We start from the raw sequence: 21,218 nt of genomic DNA on the forward strand, positions 1-21,218 counted from the left end.
CAGTCGGAGCCCTACCAGTTTACCATCTTCGAACCCAAAGAACCTACTCCTAACTTCTACCCCGTAGCCTTCAAAAATGACGGGCAGATGTTCTCCCTTGTTCATCATAAAGTTGGATTGGTAACAGACGAAATCGGGAAACTCGATTTGAAAGTAACGCTTTCCAGCAAAGGGAAAACAGTAAAATCCTGCTACCTCAACGAGTTATTGAACAGTGAGGAAAAAACAGATCAAACCAGCGAGTATAAAGGAGTAAAACGCTTTTTCATACTCAACCTGGAGGAACTGGATTTACCGAAGGGAGCTTACAAAGTCTCCTGGACGCTCAAAACCAAAAAGCAATACACGTTTAATTTCACTATTGACTAGATAACACTGACCTTGAATCTCACGAAACTATGAACAAGAAGCAAACATCACATGGAACCAGAAGCATTTCCTGGTTTTTACTGCTCGTTTTTACCTGGTCTACCTTCCAACCGGCACTGACTTACGCCGGTGGTCCGACGCAACCCGAAGCGAGCGCTTTTACACCGATTGGTGTTTCGGATATGGTAGATCCTTTCACAGGTGATTTTACCTACAATATTCCCCTGATGGAAATCGAAGGTTATCCGATCAACATTGCCTACAATTCAGGTGTTACGATGGACCAGGAAGCATCCTGGGTTGGTTTGGGATGGAACCTGAATGCCGGGGCAATCACGAGAGCTCTAAGAGGAATTCCGGACGACTTTAATGGCGACAAGGTAGAAAAAACCCTTAGTACCAAACCGAATTTCAACATCAATATTGATGCAGGATTAACAGCTGAAATAGCCGGGTTTAACCTATCAAGTGTCGGTGGAAGCGGTGGTGGAGGCCTGAGTGTAGGTGTAGGTTTGGGCTTCAACAATTACACCGGGTACAATTCATCCGTGAGCATCGGGCCTTCTTTCGATTTCGGAAAGTTCCTGGGAGGAAACCTGACTGCCGGGTTCTCCCTTTCCGGAAGCAGTGAAAACGGCGCCTCTTTTGCCCCGAACGTGAGTTTGAGCTACAAGGAAAAAGTGAGCGAAGCACAGGATATCAAACGAACCGGAACAATCGGAACGGCATTTAACTCGCGGGCCGGTTTGCAACAAGTCAGCTACGGTTTCAGTGTTAGTAAGATCAATTACAACACCCTTGCAAAAGCCATTAAATTCAATGCTTTGGGAATGAACATCGATCTGCCTGCGGGAATGAGAACAACTCCTGCAGGGAGTACTTCTGCCAGCGCGGGAGGAGCATTCAGTTTTGGTTTGGCAGAGTACATGCCAACACCTCAACACAGCAAATTTGCAGCATCCGCAAGTTTCAAGATGAATGTTTCCGGATCTTTATTTGCGTTTGACGGACAAGGGAATATTGGTGTCTCCTTATCCCGTTCCTGGATTCCGGATGGAAACAAGGTGATGCAAGTTCCTTCTTTCGGATACATGTTCTCCGAGAGCGGACAAACATCCACCAGCAACCAGTTGGATTTTAACCGCGACAACGATCAGCCGTTCTCCAAATACAGTGTGAACCTGCCTTCTGCGTTTCAAACGTATGATATTTTCAGTGTTCAGGCTCAGGGAACCGGGGGAAGTTTCCGGGCAAGCCGCAACGATGTGGGGTATGTTTTCGACCCCGTTAGTACAACCTGGGATATTGGAGCTGACGTGGGACTGGAGTTGGGATTTGGAAACTTAACGGATATCGGTGTGGACATCGAGATTCCGATTACCAATGTAACTAACGGTCCATGGACAAGTAACAACGCTGCTACTTCCGGGCTGGCATTCAGAGGTTCGGGCTTAGGCAGAATTGTTCCCGGTTTCGGAATGATCGAAGCAAGTGAAAGTTCCGTATCACGTGACGATTTGATGACCAGCCAGTTTTACGGAGCAGAACCGGAACGACTGGTTTTGGCAGGAAGCGCAATGATGCCGCGATTGAATAATTCATTGAACCAAGCCGGGACTATTAAGGGAATTTCCCGAAATCAACGAAATGTACGGGATTATTCCAATAATCAATTGTACTTCCTGAGTCGGGGCGAAGTGGAAGCAGGAATGGGAGTCATTCCATACGACAACACGCTTCTTTACTCCGGAGCCAAACCCTATCATATCGGGGAAATCACACAATTGGGACAAGACGGAAGACGATATGTCTTTGCTCTTCCTGCATACAACCAGTTCCAGGAAGATGTCACTTTTGCAACCGGAAACGGACTCTACAATAACAGTGGGATTGATTACCTCAACGATCAAAGTGGTTTGCTGAACGGAATCAGTTCCAACGATGCATCATTAAGCAATGACCGTGGGATTGATCATTATTACAGTGCTACAAAAACTCCTGCATATGCTCACTCGTTCATGTTATCCGCCGTATTGAGTGATGATTACGTGGATTCGGATGCAACTCCGGGGCCTTCACAAAACGATTTGGGATCCTACGTGAAATTCTCCTACAAATCCGTCAAGAATTTTGAGTGGAGAAACCCCATTCAGGCAAACACGGCCTACTACAACGAAGGAATGCGATCTGATAAAACGGATGACAAAGCCAGCTTTGTATATGGGAAGAAAGACCTGCATTACGTAGAAAAAATTGAGACGAAGAACTACATCGCTATTTTCACTTTCGAAGCTCGTAAAGACGGACGAAGCGCAAACGGAAGATACGGCGGAATCAACGCTTCAGATGCGCAAAGTATGGTATTGTTGCGCAAGATCACTCTTTATTCGAAACCGGATTACAACGCCCACATTTCGAACCTGGCTCAGGCGACTCCAATCCAGGAAGTCACGCTGAACTACGACTACAGCTTGTGCCGAAAATATCCCGGAAACAATGAAAATACTTCGTCGGATCTGACCAAAGGAGGAAAACTGACATTGAAGGAAATCCAGTTTACGTACCAGAACTCCAAAAAAATGAAGTACCGCAGCTACAAATTCAGCTATGGAAATGCTGGTACGCGCTCCAACCCGGATTATCATATCAAGGGCTCTGACCGCTGGGGAACATACAAGGAACCCATCAGTTCAAGCATGTCGGAATCCTCTATGGCGACACCATTGAACAATTCGGATTATCCGTATGCAGAACAAGACCCTACCAAAGCCAATGAAAATGCCAATGCATGGAACCTGGTAAAAATCGACCTTCCGTCCGGAGGACAGATCAATGTCACTTACGAGTCAGATGATTATGGATTCGTGCAACATAAAAAAGCAGGACAGATGTTTCAGATTGTCGGAATCTACTACAGCAACGGTTCATCAACCAGTGTTATGAGCGGAACGAATGCAGCATATGGCTCCCTGGTTTCAGGAAGTGACAAAAACGGTGGACTACTATTCAATCTTGTAAACCAGACCGACGATATCTCCAAATACGGAAGAAAAGGACAGCAATTGTATTTCAGGGTGTTATCCGAATTGGATCCCAGCGGCGGAAGCTTCAAAAGCCAAACGGAATTTGTTTCGGGATATGGAATCATTCAGGAAATCACCACCGTTACCATCTCGGGAACCAAGTACGGATTGGTGCGCTTAGAGCCTGAAAAGATGAAAGATTCTGACTTCACGGAAGAATACAGCCCGATTATCAAACAGGCAGTGTTGTTCGGAAGAGCACAGCTGTCGCGAACGATTAACAACAACTTCACCCCTAGCGATGAAGCCGGAGGCAGCGAGCAAGCTGTTATGAGTTTTGTAAATGCAACGATCAATATGCTTTCCAGCTTCCAGGAATTAGTTACCGGGCCGAACATGGCAGTATATAATCAAGGAAAAGGAAAACGAATCGTGATGAACCGGTCCTGGATGCGTTTGGAGTGTCCTTCCGGAAGAAAAATGGGTGGCGGAAGCCGCGTAAAAGAAATCCGCATCAAAGACAACTGGAACCTGATGGACGGTGGTACTGCCAGCGAATACGGACAAACTTTCAAATATGTGTTGGAAGACGGCGTGACTTCTTCGGGAGTGGCTTCCTATGAACCGCAATTGGGTGGAGACGAAAGCCCGTGGCATACTGCTTACATCGTAAACAAAAAAAGGCGTTTGGCGATGGATGATAAGATGTACATCGACGACCCGATTATGGAATCGCAATTCCCTACACCTTCCGTTGGATATTCCCGCGTGGTGATCGAGGATTTGAAATATACCGGGGTTACACGTACTGCAACCGGAAAAGTAGTCAAGGAATTTTACACGGCGAAGGATTTCCCAACGATTGTCAAAAGAACCAATGTCGACATGTTGACGGATCACAGCTTACTCCCACTGCTTCCGAAATACCAGTACCTCACTGCGAATCAGGGATTCAGCATCGAGTCAAACAATATGCACGGAAAGCAAAAGAAAGAAAGTATCTATGGAGAAGGACAAACATCCCCGCTTTCCGAGGTAGAATATTTTTATAAGAGTACACCGCTGAACCTGGATGGAGTTGTTAACCAACGCCTGTCTAATACGATTCAGGTGATCAATGACCAGGGACAGCTTTCAAATGCAACGGTGGGTGTTCGTTATGATGCAGTAGCCGATTTCAGAGAAAGTTCTACCAGAACTATTGTTCCGAAAATCCACATCAATACCAACAGTTTCATTCTCGCAATGCTGGTTATTGCCATCCCTCCTGTTTACCCGGGATACGATCAGACTACTAACCGCTTCCGGAGTGCAACCATGAATAAAGCCGTTGAACGCTTCGCAATCCTGGAAAAAACCGTTGCAAACCAGGACGGAAGTATTGTAGAAACCAACAACCTTGCTTATGATGCAAATACCGGAGAAGTTTTGGTGACACAAACAACAACGAACTTTAATGATAAAGTTTATTCTTTAAACTATCCGGCTTACTGGAATTATCCTTCTTTCGGACAGGCATCCAAGAACATTTTGTATTCCTATAAGGCTGCAACTGTTACCAATAACGGGTTTGCAGCGATTCCGGGTCAGTATAATTATTTTGCGGAAGGAGATGAAGTTGCTGTTACCATCGGGTCAACCATCAAAAAAGGATGGGTTGTGGATGTCAATACAAGCGGAATTCGCATTGTAGATAAAACAGGGGCACCGTTTAGCGGAAACAACGCCACGATTAAAGTCATCCGATCCGGTTATAAAAACAAGCAGACAACTTCCATGGCGAGTATGACTTCGTTCTCTAATCCTGTCAATGGAATCGGAACGAATCAGTTCACCAATGTACTCAATGCCGGAGCTGTTGAATTCGGCCAGGACTGGAGAACCTATTGTGATTGTTTCGGTGGCACTTCCAATCCGTATGTTCAGGGAATAAAAGGAAACTGGCGACCAATCAAATCCTATACCTATCTGACAGATCGTATTCAATCCAACTACGATGGCAATACCAATATTCGCAAAGATGGAGTTTTCAGAGCCTTTGCACCATTCTACCGACTAGGAAATGGCAAATGGGAGAAAAATGGTCAGAACTGGACCTTCGTATCGGAAGTAACGGAGTTCTCTCCAAACGGAATGACACTGGAAACACGTGATGCTTTGGGGCGTTACTCTTCCAGTCAATTCGGATATAACAACACACTGACAACAGCTGTCTCTGCCAATTCCAAAGCACAGCAAATGTCGGCGGGAAGCTTTGAAGATCTGGGATATACCAATTGCATGGATCAGAACTTCTTCTCCCGGGCAAGTGTCAACGGAGGAAGTATCAGTTCCATTCCGGCATCTTCTATTTCGACAACCAATTCCCATACCGGAAAAAACAGTATTAAAGTAACCAGCACTGCACCGGTTTCCTTCCAAAACATTCTGTCCACCTGTACAACCAAACCAAGTTGTGGTTTATCACTGACATGCTCCACGAAAGCTTGTACAATTATGAATGTTTCCGGTGGTGTGGCACCATACACCATGGAATATGAAGCAGTCGGAAACGCCAGCGCAGAACAAACAGGCCCTGCTTCTTTCAGCGTATCTATCGCAACTGCAGTAAATACGAGTTTGACCATAATCGTTACCGATTCAAAAGGCTGTAAGGTCGGAATCAGAATTATCCGAGCGGAATCAGGTCTCGAATCAGAAACCATTCAATTTTAATCGAACCAGTATGAGAATTATCATTATCATCGCACTACTAGTTTGTTCCTCAAGCGTTCAGGCTCAAATTCCTGATTCACTGAGAAACACTTCTCCCAATAAAGCACTCATGATGTGCGCCGACCCTTCAAAAGCCATGTTCAATGCAGCTAGCGGGTTTGTTTGCCAGGGAGGGTTTTCAAAATTGTACTACATTCTAAAGCCAGCTTCGGACGTATCCCTGGGAACAACCAACCTGGTCAAATTCCGCGGATATGCGGATGCAGGAACAACCCTTCCTCTTTCAACCTCTTTCCGCTTGTTCGGAGGATTTAATACCAATGACGATTATCCGACCTGGGTTGAAAACAATACCGTTTCTCCTATCCTGACCGGTGCTGCTACGACAGCTCAACAAAGTCTTACGGTCAACCTAAGCGCAAACAAATGCTATTTGCTGGAAGTAACGGTTCAATCCTGTTACGGAAGAGTTGATTTTGCCTTCACCGGATATGAACTTACCTGCAGACAACAAGTTGATTGTGAAAACTGTATTCCGAAATTTCAGCCGGTATCGGGAGATTACCTGGTCACAGCTTGGGTGAAAGAAGAAAACGGGAACAATAAAATCACCTATTCGAACTGCCAATTGAGGGTAACCACGAATAGTGTACTCACCAATGTACCGGTTAGCGGACAAATCGTAGACGGCTGGCAGCGCATGGAACAAATCGTGACTACCGGACCAACCGGAGATTTTAAAATTGACCTGATCGCGTTGTCTCCTTCCATTACCTGCTACTTTGACGATATCCGGGTGATTCCCAATGACGGGAGTATGATCAGCTATGTTTATGACCCGATAACCCTCCGACTGGTAGCTGAACTCGATGAACGGAACTATGCCAAGATCTACGAATATGACGAGGAGGGCAAACTTATCCGTGTGAAGAAAGAAACCGAGAAAGGAATCTTCACCATTGAAGAACACAATTCTAACTCATCAGTACCCGGAGGATATTAAGACTATGAAAACATTATTATTTATCTGTTGTTCACTTTCCTGCCTGGTTGGAATCAGCCAGGAAAGAAAAACGCTGGATGCCAAATCCTTTAATAATGAAATGGCATTACTGGGCAAGAAAATGAATGCAGAACTGGTATCGTGCCGGTTCAAAAAAGAGATTTTTAAAGACATCCGCTCTTCGGAGATCATCGAATCCAGTTCCGGAGAAGTTATTCGTGGAAAAGGCTTCGAGTTCAAAATGAGTAGCCCGGGAATAATCAATATGCAGAAGAACAACTTGCAGGTGCTGATTGATTCATCGGAACGAATCGTTTACATCAGCAACATCGATTCTTCTATGCGCCAGATTGCCCAATTGCAGCAAATCCCGTTGGATGCCCTGAAAGATTACAAACTGGAAAAAATCAGTTTCCCGACTTATTACATTCTACGAGCTGAACCGCAAAACGCTTCGATCGGAACGATGGAATTATATGTACACAATAACACGACCGAACTGTATAAGTTAAACATCTTTTATCCTCCCGGGAACTATTTTTCGGAATCCATGGAAGATGAAAGTGTTGAATCGCCTTATCTGACGATCATCTTTGAGCCGATGAAGAAACTCAAAGGAACAGATGAACTGATTTCTTTAAAGAACATCCTGGAAATCAATGCAGCGGGAGATTATATCCTTGCTCCTGCAATGAGCGGTTTTCAATTGAAAGATACACGATACAAACCAACTAAATAAACGAGTCTATGTCACGTTTAAAATTCATACCACTACTCATCATCATTTTCCTGGTTTCATTCAGGGGAAATGCCACTTTATTGCCACACAATACGGTGGTGATAACCGGATCAACTACCTGGGGTAGTACAGCAATAACACCTCCGGGATGGTCTTTGAGCTACACTGACCTGAACCGCAAGGGAGTCATTACACTGGGAATAGACCAGCATTATCCGCTGTTTGTCAATCAATCGGTTACGGAGGTGACGGTTTACCTTGAAAAATACGCCAGTTATTCATCGGGGACGCCTACTTCCACAGAGACAAAAGTCCTGAAGGTTTCCTACTACCCGATTGATTCTGCCACCTATGTTGATAAGAACACGGTCACATTTGATAATGTGGAGAAAGTCAATATGACGATTACGCAAATCAAGGTGAATGGCGTTGTTCAAAGTACGCTTCCCGGAAACGTTTATTTACAGGGCGACGTCTTTGTAGACCGGGTATATGACTTTTTACCACAGGTCAATTTCAGTGCTTACAACTTATCGGTAGGAACTCCGGTTGATCTCGATTGTGATAATACCGATGATGAACTGGTGATTTCCTGGAACGCCGTTCCGGGAGCAGAGGAATATCAGCTCGAATGGACTTTCATCAATACGATTGACGTGACAGCAGGAAATATTCCGAATCTCCAGGTCGATTTTCACACGAATTCTACCCGCATCACAACCACCGATTTAAGCTACAAAGTCAGCCTGTTATTTGACAAGGGGGTTCTTGCGTTCAGAGTCCGGGCCGTCGGAAGATCTTATACCGACCCAAGTAAATTCTTGTTTTCCAGTTGGTCAAGTAGTGACGGATTGATCGCTCTCAGTACCATTCCGGCCGCTGCCAAGTACCAGGTAACCGTTCCTTACGATGTAAAAAAGAACTGGCAGCACAGCACTACTTACGCGGAAGAAGGAAAGAAAAAAGAAGTCGTTTCATTCTACGACGGTTCATTGCGAAACCGCCAAATGGTGACCAAAATCAATACCGATCATAATACCATTGTCGGAGAATCAATTTACGATCACCAGGGACGTCCGGTCATCCAGGTGCTACCTGTACCTGTTGCTTCTCCTGATTGCCCTTCGGAAGATGCGGAGAACTCGCTGAAATACTATAAGAGCTTCAACAAGAATAACAGCGACGCAGCCTATTCAAAATCAGATTTCGATGTTACAAACCCGGCTGACTCCTGCAACATGAGTCTTACCGGAGGTATGAATACCAATTCCGGTGCATCCAATTATTATTCAAGCAGCAACCCGAATACTGCCGGAAGCCAGGCATATATACCAAACGCGGAACAATACCCGTTCAGCCAGGTCGAATACATGCCTGACAATACAGGACGGATTCGCCGTCAGGGAGGAGTTGGTCAGGACTTTCAATTGGGAAGCAACCATGAAACCAAGTACTTCTATGCGCATCCGTTCCAGGAACAACTGGATCGTTTGTTTGGTTCTGAAGTCGGCGATGCAGCTCATTACCAGAAAAACATGGTGATTGACCCCAACGGACAAGTGAGTGTTTCCTATCTCGACCAGGAAGGAAGAGTAGTCGCAACTTCACTTGCAGGACAGGCGCCAAATAACCTGAGCGCCCTTCCTTCTGCAGATGAAATTGCTCCGTTATCCGTGGACTTGTTTGCAAAAGATGCCCAGGGGAATTCAAGCTCCAACAAGCTCAATTCGGATGGCGTTTCCAAAGTTTTCAATCAAACCATTTCACTAAGCTCCGTATCGGATGTAACCATTGCATACGATATTGCGGTTGGGCCTTACACAAATCCATGTTTGGGAAGCCTGTGTTTCAACTGTGTATACGATCTGCAGATCGAGGTGCGTGATTTATGCGGACAGTTAGTCAGCCCGATAGAATTATCAAACAAGTTATCCGGTCGTTTTACCGTAGGAGCAGATGACCAGGTCACTTTCCAGACAGATTGCGGAAATTATTCATCAAGCAGTTCTTTCATCATGGAAGACCTGCCCGTGGGAACCTACCAGATCACGAAGCGTCTGACAGTCAACCAGGCAGCATTGGATGCATACATGGCCATGTATACAGATCCGGAATCTGGCGTGAATACCTGTATCGAGGATTACCAAACCATTTTGGAACAGGTGGGTGAGAATTCCAATATCAGTGATTGTGAGGATGATTTCAGCTGTGCGGAATGTGCCGCAAACCTCGGAAGCTTACTACAATATATTCAAGCCGGGGGAACTGAAGAACAATACAACGAAGAGCTTGCTGCTTGTAATGCTCCCTGTAAAGCTGCTTCCTATTATGAAAACATGCGCAACATGTTATTAATGGATATGCGCCCTAACGGACAATACGGAGAATATTTGAATAACCTGAACCAGATAGATGAAACACTCTATCCGCTTTCTGTTCTCAATCAGGGCAACAGCCTTCCGAAATCACCGAATGCGCATTGGCGTAATCCGCGTTATGATGTAGAATCCGCGATTCAGAACTATTACTTTGATTCGGACGGTGTAACACGCTCCCGGATTACTTTGGACAATGTAACCATTGTATCGAATGTAATCACTGCGTCCACACCTGCAGTTCAATCTTCCCTTACACTGGGTAGCCAGGTTTTCCTGGATCCGGTTACCGGAAATTACTATACCTATCCGCAATACCTTGCCAATCTGAGTGATTTTGTGAATTACTACAGTGCAAATCCGTATTGGGCAAACTCATTGGTTTACTATCACCCGGAATACCCGATGTTGATGACCTACAAAAGTTTCTATGTGAAAGTAAACAACACCGATCCGTATACTTCCGAATCTTTTGATCAGAAAATGATGAGCGTGAATACCTGGGCAGATGCCGTTACTGCAGGTTTCATCAACCCAAATTATGCTTCTGTAGCAGTTAACAGCCGTTTGAATAACATCCTGACAATCAACGGAAGTTATCCGTGGGATCCTTTCTCCAACTATGTGAACACGTCCGGGATGAACGCAAAAGTGTTCAACTACACAACGATCAATAGTGTCAGCTATTCCATGATGCAGGTAGCAGCTATGATGAACCGCGGGGGAAATAACCTGATCGGTACAACACCGAGCCCCACGGATCTCGAGTGGGGAAAAGACGTTGTAGGCTATACCTCCACTCAAAACACACAATTACGCGACGATGAATGGATGACTTTCCGCGGGCTTTACCTGGCGGCTAAGCAAGGCTTGCAGCACGATCTTGCTCAGGCAGATGCGCTGGGAACCATCAATCCGGGCTATAACGGATGTATCGGAAATCAATCGTTTAACCCGTTTGAAAACAATTTCTTACAGATCACTCCATTCTCTTCTCCGTTTATCGCCGGAGGGTATATTAACCCGGCTCAGCCTTGTGCGGCCTACACTTATTCCTTGTATAAATACAAGCAAGTCCGCTTCGGAAATACTTTGGCAAACGTCAACACCGATCCGAGTCAAATTGCTTATCAGCAATACATTCTGACAGGTCAGTGTCCGATCGCAACAACCTTTGAACGCATTTTGTCTGAGGCTGCTTCAACAGGAGTTTTAGATGATAATAACTTTACAATCGCCCTGAATTCACTTTCAGGACTGATTTTATCCATGCAGGATTTCGAAACGCCGGTTTCCATTCCTACGTTAACCTGGTATCAATCCAGTATGAGCGGTTCCACATTACAGGTAGAATGGCAGGAAGGATCCAGTTACTTCGGAGAATTTACACTGGTGCAGGATCCTGGAAGCATGGCCTACAGCTGGTCAGATATCATCGGTTTCGGAAATCTTCACTTCACACATGTAAGCGGAGGTTTATACGAATTTACCGTTACGGCGCAAGTAAGCATCAGCGGTGTTTTGTATACGCAGACGCTTACCGGATCAACTTCATTCAAAATCGGGAATTGTACGTTCCCGGATGTTTGTAAACTGAATGATTTCGGAAAAGCCCTGGAAAGTATTACTAATACACTGGCTCAGATGGGAACCTTATCCAGCACGACCAATGTGAGCCTGATGGCAACCCCGTATGTGACATTCGTCAACAATGCTGTAAAGTACACGATCAATCCGGCCTATACCAGCGGTACGATCAACTGGAAATACAACAGTGCAATCCCGGGGTTTCAGCTTACAGATGGTTCGTCAACGGTTCAAATCAAAATCCTGAACCAAACTCCGTCTGCATTCAGCATCGCTTCTATCGGTTCAATCGCGGAAATCATCCCATGCCACAACAACACCCTGAAATTTGTCTGCAACAACGCTTCGGGCGCTTACCTGGGTGAACTCTACTGTGACCTCATCCGGTCTGACGATAAAATCATGACGGTCGGTGATTGCGGACTGGACAATGCAATCTTATGTACCGGAGTGGAATACGATACCTATGACGATCTGATGGCCGTTCTGGAATTCTCATTGGTAAACCAGGATGCTCCATTCAGTTTGTACAATACTCCCTTGTGGACATCCACACTGAACAGCCAGCTACCGGCTACACCGACTTCCATCCCTGGAATTGTTTCGGGAGACAAACTGACATACGACCTTCCGGGTTCTTGTGATCTGTTGCTGAGCTATAGCGGATCAAGTCCGAACTTCAATTACAACAACATTCTTTCGGTAGATGATGTCCGTCTGCTGGAATCCAATTATTATGGTTCCTACAATACGTTCCGTTTGTACATCACTTACGCTTATGGCGGAGCTACTTACCAGGATTCCATTGATGGTTCTTCCTGTTTCAACCTGAAGGTTTGTTCCGGATGTACGCAAACTCCGAATGAAGATGAAATCGGGCCGGCAAGTGCCGAACAAACGGACGGTGAAATCGACTTCGATGCACTGAATGATGAGTTCCCGACTACCATTACGAACAATTCGGAGCTTTACTGCCTGGATATGTACGAAGATTATCAGAGTGCATACAACCTGGCTATTACCCACTTGAAGGCGATCGGTTGTATCAATCCGGAGGCGACCTTGTCCATGATCTCATACGAGGAATTTGTAGCTTCCAATTTATGCTGCGCATCCGGTTTTATGGATTTGTCCAGCTTGATCGGACAATTTATTGCCATTCTTGGAACAGACGACTGCAGTTCAACTGTTTACATTCCAACTCCTGATTGCGGGGCGTTTAACAGCAGTAACGTTCCGCTATGTACGAAAGTCTATTCGGAATACACCCGTGTAGTTGGTTATTTCAACAACTGGGCTCCATGGCCGAAAGCCAACGATATTTCATTGTCTGTAGCGACCCAGACATCGTATAGCTGTGAATGTTTTGCGAACTACATTACCTATTTGTTCGAATACATCACTGCGGCTCCAACTGAAAATCTGACACATCCGTTGAGTATCGGAGATTACTGTGCACAAATGACATCCGGAGAGCAGAGTAATTGTACCTCATCTTACGATTTATATGTTCTTGCCATAAAACAGTTCAACAAGCTAAAAGGCCCCGGAGCACCGTTACCGACCATCGATTACGATGTATTTGTTGAAAACGGTTTGTGCAACTGCGTAGATGAGTATGTTTCCGAATTGAACCTTGCAGTAAACGGATACAACTCCGGCGACATGACGGATCTTTACCAATTCTGCTTATCCGGTCAGGAAGTTCCTTGTGTGATCGATACGCCGACTGTTCATTTTGAAACATTCGACGTAACCCTGACGGATCCTTGTACGGAGTTCTACCAGAGCAACAATGAGGTTAATGCCCAAATTGCTTACAACGAGCAAGTTCAATTACTCCAAACGCAGCTGGGTACGGAGTATATTGCACATTGTATGAAGGCAGTTGAAAACCTGTCTTTGACATACAATGAGATTGAACATCACTTTACGCTTTACTACTACGACCAGGCAGGAAACCTGGTGAAAACGGTTCCGCCGGAAGGAGTTGAACTGATTGATATCAGTAATACCACTACGAAAAATGCCATTAAGGCCGATCGTCAGAATAATACACACCAGGTGATCACCAATCACCGCATGGCAACCACTTATTTGTATAACTCCCTGAACCAGCTGGTGGCACAAAACATGCCGGATCAGGATGCAATGGAGGTCTTTGATTTAACACTACCGAACGGCCTTCCGATTGCCCTGAGTACAACTGCCATTCAAATGCTGGATGCAAACCAGGGATACCTGAGCGGTTACATGAACGTTACAGGCGTACCAATGCTGAGCCGCGGATACCTGTTCAAAACAACCAACGGCGGTTTGAACTGGGTGCGCGTTACAAACACACTCGGTTCAGAGTTGAAAGAAGTAAAAATGGCTTCTGCAACTGTCGGGTATGCAATCGGTACCGGAGGAATTATCCTGATCACCGCTGATGGCGGTCAAAACTGGGATCTGGTAAATACGACTTTCTCTGCTGAATTTTCAGCGATCGAAGTGGTCGGTACGGATGCCTATGTACTTGAAAGAGTAAGCGGTCGCATTCAAAAGATCACTTCTGCCGGAGTGATGACCTTATACGCAGCACCTCCGACGGGAACTTACAGCGTTGTCGAATGGAAAGATTTCACCCTGCAAGGGAATGTTTCCTCTCTGACAGGAATCCTTTACCTCGTTACTCTGACAGAATCTTCTGTGAATTATGATGCGGTAGTGATTACCAATTCAAGCTCAGGATATGTGGTTGACAAAACCCTGGTCGGAAACTTAGGTGCTATTTCATTCATTAACGGAACCGACGGAATCATTGCCGGAGACGACGGGAATCTTTCCTACCTCAACGGGGCAACATCAACGGCTTACCGCCAGCAATTGAAACTTTCGGGTACAGCAGGATTAATCGATCAGATTTACATGCTCGACGCTTCAGTTGGTATTGCGCGCATCACAGAAAATGGTGTAAAAGTTATCCGCAAGACAACAGACGGTGGATTGACCTGGGGTCCGCTTCAGCAAACTTATACGAATGCAACCCTCAGTTTGATCAGAAGAACTGCCACTACCCTGGAGGTCATGCTTACCGGAAATACGGGAGCTCCGCTGAACACCTGTTACACTAAAAACATCCTGATCAGCTCCGGAGGCACATTCGGAGAAATCGATCAAACACCATCCCTTGCCCAAACATACCAATTCAATGTTACGGCAACTTACAACGACGGAACCAACCTGACGTACTTTGCAATTGGCCTTTCGGGTGGAGATTACAAACTATTCCGTTCGAATACATTTACCGGAATGTCTGCAGATGTAACGTATACACAAATTGCATCCTTTGGGGCAACTATGCCGAAAGAAATGGTAGTCGTGAAATCGGGTACGGGAGTAGCTGTAGAAGTATTGGCTGTAAGCGGTGTCATTTATCGCTCGAAGTCTGTATCTACAATCGGAGGAACATACGATCCTTTTGCAGCAGTTACAGGAACGAATACCAACTTCGTTTCCATGGACAAGATCACGATTTCATCATTGGATTATGTACTGGCATACCGGTCATCAGACAAACAGATTTATGGCAAGGCAGGAACCTCTTCCGGACCATTCTATTTTTATTCTTCGACTTTAAATCCGGGAACATCCACCATTACAAAACTGGCTGTTCACGGCTCCAATGTGACTATTGCCGGTACGAATGGCGGCATTTTCACAACCAGTACCATCTCTGCAATTCCTACATCCAGCGGAGCGCTTTCTCTTACATTTACAGATCGCACGCAACACCGTCTGACAGGAATAACGAGCTTGCGTAAAACAGCTTCCATGATCCTGATTACAGGTCAAAACGGGCAGGTATTTACCCGTCCGGTAAGTGCAACGACCAATACGGTAAGTCTGCGTCCGATCGGTTCTGTTTCCAATATCTCTACAGCAAACGAGTATGTTTCGTCCAGCGTTCCATACTACCTGATTGCAGGAGCAGATGGCTTACTGGCTACGCTGAAATCGACCACCTGGAGTTTGGACGCAACACTCTACACAACTACAGGACTGAGCGTTTCGGAGCACAGTGCTGCAAACGACATCAACGATATCGCGGTAAATGGCCTTTCGGTCTTCCTGGTCGGAGAAAACGGTTCGTCTTACTATACCGCTAACATTACAACGGATTTCTTTACTCCGGGATCCAACCCATCCAATAAAACCTTGTATGGAGTTGATTTCATTACAGGTTCCACCGTGAAAGCAACGGCAGTAGGTTCCGGATCAGAAGTGATCCGCTTCAACAGTAACTTCGGAACACGCATCAACCGGGTATTTGGTCCGAAACTCAACGACGTGCATTTCGAAAACGGTCAGTTCGGAACCATTATCGGAGATTACTACTTTATCCGTTCCACTATTGACGGAGGGTTGAACTGGCGCATGCACGCAGCTCCAACCATTGTGGGAACTACTGGTTTAACAAAGGTTTGGACGAAGTCCGGTTCCGGAGGTCAGCATTTTGCACTCATCGGAGGAGTGAACAGCTTCCTGAAGCTGGATAACGGAACGATCAGTTACTCCGCATTAACAGGAACTGTCAATGACATTCAGTTCTCGAAAAGCAACCCCTTATTCGGTTATGTAGCTTATACCAATAGCCTGGCAAAAATTAACCTCACGGCATCGGGCGGAACTTATTCGTATGTATTGTCCACGGCAAGCTACACAGGAACAAGTGCAATCCGTGCCATTCATGTATTTGAGAACAAATCGGCCATTATGGTCGGTGATGCTGGAAAAATTCACTATTTCCGTTTCGACACCGGAACCAACTATGCACTTGCAACAGTTTCTGGAGCAACATTCAGAGACGTTTACTTCCTGGATAACAAAATTGGGTTGGCTGTCGGAAATGCCGGGATCGTTTACCGATTAAATTCTCCGAATAACGACAACGTAACACATGATATCCTGAGCTCCGGATTCACCGCAACCAATCAATCCTTCACGGATCCACTGGCAATATCTGCTGCTCTGTATAATATCAACGCAATTGCTTTCAGTTCGCAAAACACCGCAATTTATGGAGGAAACTTCCTCACAGATGCAAACGCGAATGCTAACCAGGCAATGGTTCGCAACCTGAAATTCGAAAGCGGCTTGTATACCATGCGTTTCTTCTACGACCGCCTCGGACGCATTGTTGCCAGCCAGAATTCCCGTCAGTTCGGAACCGCATCTAAAAGCGACGATAAATACTCGTATACCTTGTATGATGCATTGGGACGTGTGTATGAAGCCGGCGAGAAAAGTGAGAATGCTTCAGGAGTTCAGTTTGCTTCTATTTTCGGAACGAATGTGGGAGGTATCACTGTTCCGAATGTGATTGATGACACCAAACGGGATAACTGGTTAAACCTGAATGCTGCTACGACCAGAAAAGAAGTCACAAAAATCCATTATGACAAAACCAATACGGTGATCAGCACCGAGGTGACTTCTTTGACCAGCTTAAATACTGCCACGCAACGCAAGCGCATTGTACACATGACCTATTCCGCAGTTTATTCAGCAAATGCCAACGAATACGACCACGCAACACACTACGATTACGACATTCACGGAAATGTGAAGACTTTGTACCAGGATAACCGCCTGATCAAGGACATGGCAGGAATCGGCGATCACCGTTTGAAACGACTGGACTACATTTATGACCTCATCTCTGGAAACGTAAACCGCGTAGATTACCAAACCGGAAACGCCGATCAGTGGCATCATACCTACAATTACGATGCAGACAACCGTATCACGGACGTATATACTACAACAGAAACTCCATTAACCGGAACCAATTCATCCATTGCTTCCATCCAAAACGAACCGGAATTGAATACCATGTGGGAACGTGACACTCGTTACGAATATTATGCACACGGGCCGTTAGCGCGAATCGTATTGGGTGACCACGAAGTACAGGGAGTCGATTATGTGTATACCCTTCAGGGATGGATTAAATCCGTCAACTCCAACACCCTTGATCCGAACCGGGATCCAGGGATGGACGGAGCCGGTTTGAGTAACAATCATGCAGTGGCACAAGATGTTTACGGATATAGTTTACATCATTTTGATGGCGATTATCCAGGTGCAATTGGTGGTAACAATACCTTCGTTGCAGCCCAAACCGGAAGCGACGTACTGAGTTATTCGAGAGACTTGTACAATGGAAATATTGGTCGCATGATTACAGTGATTACCAAACCGGACGATCGCACCATTTTACCGTTGGGAAATGCATACCGATACGACCAGTTGAACCGATTGACCGAAAGTTACAGTTTTGATAACATCAATTTTGGAACGAATAGCTGGGAGTCGGGAAGCAGTCACGACAAAATGTACCGGAACCTCTTCTCCTATGATGCGAACGGAAACATTCTGACACAATCGCGCATTGATGAGAATGAAGACGATATTGATAACCTGACGTATCATTATCCGGCAAACAGCTTCGGAAAAACGCGAAACCGTCTCTTATATGTGGACGACAATGTGAATTCAACTTATTATACGGATGACATTGATGACCAGTCTGCCGGGAACTATACCTACGATGCCGAAGGACGTTTAGTCGGTGATGTCCAGGAGCAAATAGCAAGCATTACCTGGCGCGTAGATGGAAAAGTGAAGAAGATCACCCGGAATTCCGGTTCCGGAAAAGAAAACACTTCCTTTGATTACGATGCCATGGGCCGTCGTATTGCGAAACATGTCTATACAGATGCAGATTTGTTAAAGAACTCGACTTATTACATTCTGGATGGTGCAGGAAACGTAATGAGTGTTTATGAGCGTGAGATCAATGTAAGCGGATCAAGTGTTACCTATGCGCAAACCGAAAAACACTTGTATGGTTCTGCGCGTTTGGGAATGCACACAGAACGCATTCCATTACTAGGCACTCAAAACGACGTGTACTCCATGGGTACCATTCAGCATCACATCGGTGATAAACGCTACGAATTATCCAATCACCTGGGGAACGTGTTAACGGTAATCTCTGATAAAATTGTTCCGGAAGAAGTTCCGGGTGCGGGAACAGTCACGGCATTTGATGATCAGTTTACGGCTAGCGGAAACCTTTTGGGATGGGAACCGGATGATGACGCGATTGTAAGCAGTGACCCACTCAGCGCAGGATTCACATTAACTGCCAGTGGTGGAACCCTGAACATGAATTGTGGAACAAGCTCAAGCTTGAATGGGAAAATGTATAAAGCCTATAACTTTATTGCAGGCGCAACTTATACACTCACATTCAACTATACGAGTTCTACCAGTTCATCTGCTATGATAGGTGCATTTAGCGCAAGTTCCAATATGACCATTGCGCTTGTTAACTCCGGTTCAAACACCGTCACATTTACAGGGAACGGGGAATCAGGTTATATCGGGTTCATTGTACAAGCCCAGGGACTGGCTACATTTGACAATATCAAACTGACTTATGTTGATCCGGGCTCTACGATCTACCTGGCAGATATTCGCCAGTCGACCGATTACAGTCCGTTTGGGGTCATCCTGAAAGGACGTGATTTCAAGCCTGCTCCGCAGACAGAAACCATTCCTGCTCCACAGGTGATTTACAGCTCGAATTTTGAAAGCTCGACAGTAGTTGTTTCAGGTACAACTACCACAGTTGACGGCTGGTACAACTTCAGCGGCTCTACCCTGTCTTTGGATAACACCAGTACGCAGCGTGTAAAGGTAGTCAGTACCAACGCCACTCACGGAGCGAACCAGTTCTTTGCTGTAACACCTGGGGCAAATCATACTTTCAGCGTGAAAATCGACAAAGGCACCACTTCCACTGTGAATATTGTGATTTTCTACAATTGTCCGAGTATGACGAGCAATTCCGGTTCTCCGACTACGATCGTTGCAGCAAGCAGTAATGGTACCTATACGGCGAACTTTACGAGTACGACTGGTTATGTCTTTATCCAGATACGTCAATCCGGAACGTACTACTTTGATGATGTGTCGATTACAAATAACGATGCTGTTACTACAATTACTCGTACATTAGTGCACCGCTATGGATTCCAGGGTCAGGAAATGGATGACGAGGTCAAAGGGTCTGGAAACAGTTATAACTACGAGCACCGTCTGTATGATCCTAGATTAGGAAGATGGTTTTCAAGAGATTTATTGGCAGACTATTATCCAAATATTAGTACTTACGCTTTTTGTGCCAATAACCCCAATTCAATTACAGATATTGATGGTAGAGTATTAAGGGATAAAAATGGAAATATTTTGTATACAAAAGTCCCAAATTCAAAACCTTTTCAAACTAAATGGCCAACGAATTCGGATATTGCAGTTACGGTACAAGAAGTATATATTTACAATGATTGTGGAGAAAAAACCAAGGTGCAACTTATTACAGCCGCGAAAGATACAAAAACAGGAAAATCTATCGATGTATCTGCATACGGTCAGTTTTATAATTGTCATGGTCAAAGCTCACTGGATAAACAGTTCATTGTCGATTCAGACAAGGAAGTATCTAATAACATAATCCTGGATAAGCAAGGCAAATCACATGGAAAAAATATGAAAAGTGGACTAAAATCAGACTTTTCAAAAATCAAAAAAGGAGATATCATTGTTTATTATGATAAAAATGGTGTTGCCATTCATAGCGCCGTTTGGACTGGAAAAAATGCTTCAGAAGATAAAGTTGAATCGAAGAACGGTTATGAGAATTTAGCCACGTATAAAGAAGGTGATGTTTATAATACATACAAAAAACTCGGAGCAGTAGGTCACGGTTTTTTCACTCCAGAACCTGATGACAAAGTAGATATTCAAGGTACGGTGAACTCGAAAAGAAAATTACGAGAAGTAACGGAAGCAGATGTTAAAGCAGCAATTAGAAAGAAAAATGGGACAACTAATTAAATCAATATTTGCAGGTAGTAATTTATTTATTCTACTTGCTACCTCTTTAAGTTTTGGGGGATGCGGAAATAGTCATAAAGAATCTATTCCTATCAATCAAGAGGATGTGTACTTAATGCACATTACCCCAGAGGAATTTATTCAGTTTCTTAAAGCGAAACCGGATGGACTTTATCAATTTGCATTAGATCCTGAAAAGATATCAAGAAAATGGGTCAGAGAAGATCAGGTAAAAGGTCTAAAAAATTACTTATCTGATTCAAATTCTTGTACGGAAGTAGTAAACATAAATCTTTCTAAAAATCTGGCAAACAAGTATAATTCCTCCGTAAGAATTGAAGCCGAGAAATTATTAAAAATATACTCTGAAGGCACATATTTAGATCAAAAAGTAGCTCATTAAGATCAATAAATGGTAACAGTATCAGGATTCATAAGAACGACAACATCCAGGAACA

General features: G+C 44.8%; 6 protein-coding genes. All 6 read left to right on the plus strand.

The window, feature by feature from the left end:
* Positions 1-369: hypothetical protein (locus ABDV94_RS19805; protein WP_343748961.1), on the plus strand; the 369-nt coding region annotated here is incomplete at its 5' end.
* Between the two features lie 29 nt (positions 370-398).
* The gene (locus ABDV94_RS19810) at positions 399-6,107 is read left to right on the plus strand and encodes a hypothetical protein (RefSeq protein WP_343748962.1); all 5,709 of its coding nucleotides are present in this window, start codon (positions 399-401) and stop codon (positions 6,105-6,107) included.
* Between the two features lie 10 nt (positions 6,108-6,117).
* Positions 6,118-7,110, plus strand: a complete 993-nt coding sequence (locus tag ABDV94_RS19815) for a hypothetical protein (RefSeq protein WP_343748963.1) — start codon at positions 6,118-6,120, stop codon at positions 7,108-7,110.
* Between the two features lie 4 nt (positions 7,111-7,114).
* Positions 7,115-7,849 (plus strand): hypothetical protein, encoded by a 735-nt coding sequence (locus ABDV94_RS19820; protein ID WP_343748964.1) that lies wholly within the window; start codon positions 7,115-7,117, stop codon positions 7,847-7,849.
* An 8-nt stretch (positions 7,850-7,857) separates the two neighbouring features.
* Positions 7,858-20,760 (plus strand): RHS repeat-associated core domain-containing protein, encoded by a 12,903-nt coding sequence (locus tag ABDV94_RS19825; RefSeq protein WP_343748965.1) that lies wholly within the window; start codon positions 7,858-7,860, stop codon positions 20,758-20,760.
* Positions 20,717-21,163, plus strand: a complete 447-nt coding sequence (locus ABDV94_RS19830; RefSeq protein WP_343748966.1) for a hypothetical protein — start codon at positions 20,717-20,719, stop codon at positions 21,161-21,163. Before ABDV94_RS19825 ends, ABDV94_RS19830 begins: the two co-directional genes overlap by 44 nt.
* The last annotated feature ends 55 nt before the right edge of the window (positions 21,164-21,218 follow it).

This window comes from Fluviicola sp. (assembly GCF_039596355.1).
Lineage (GTDB): Bacteria > Bacteroidota > Bacteroidia > Flavobacteriales_D > Crocinitomicaceae > Fluviicola.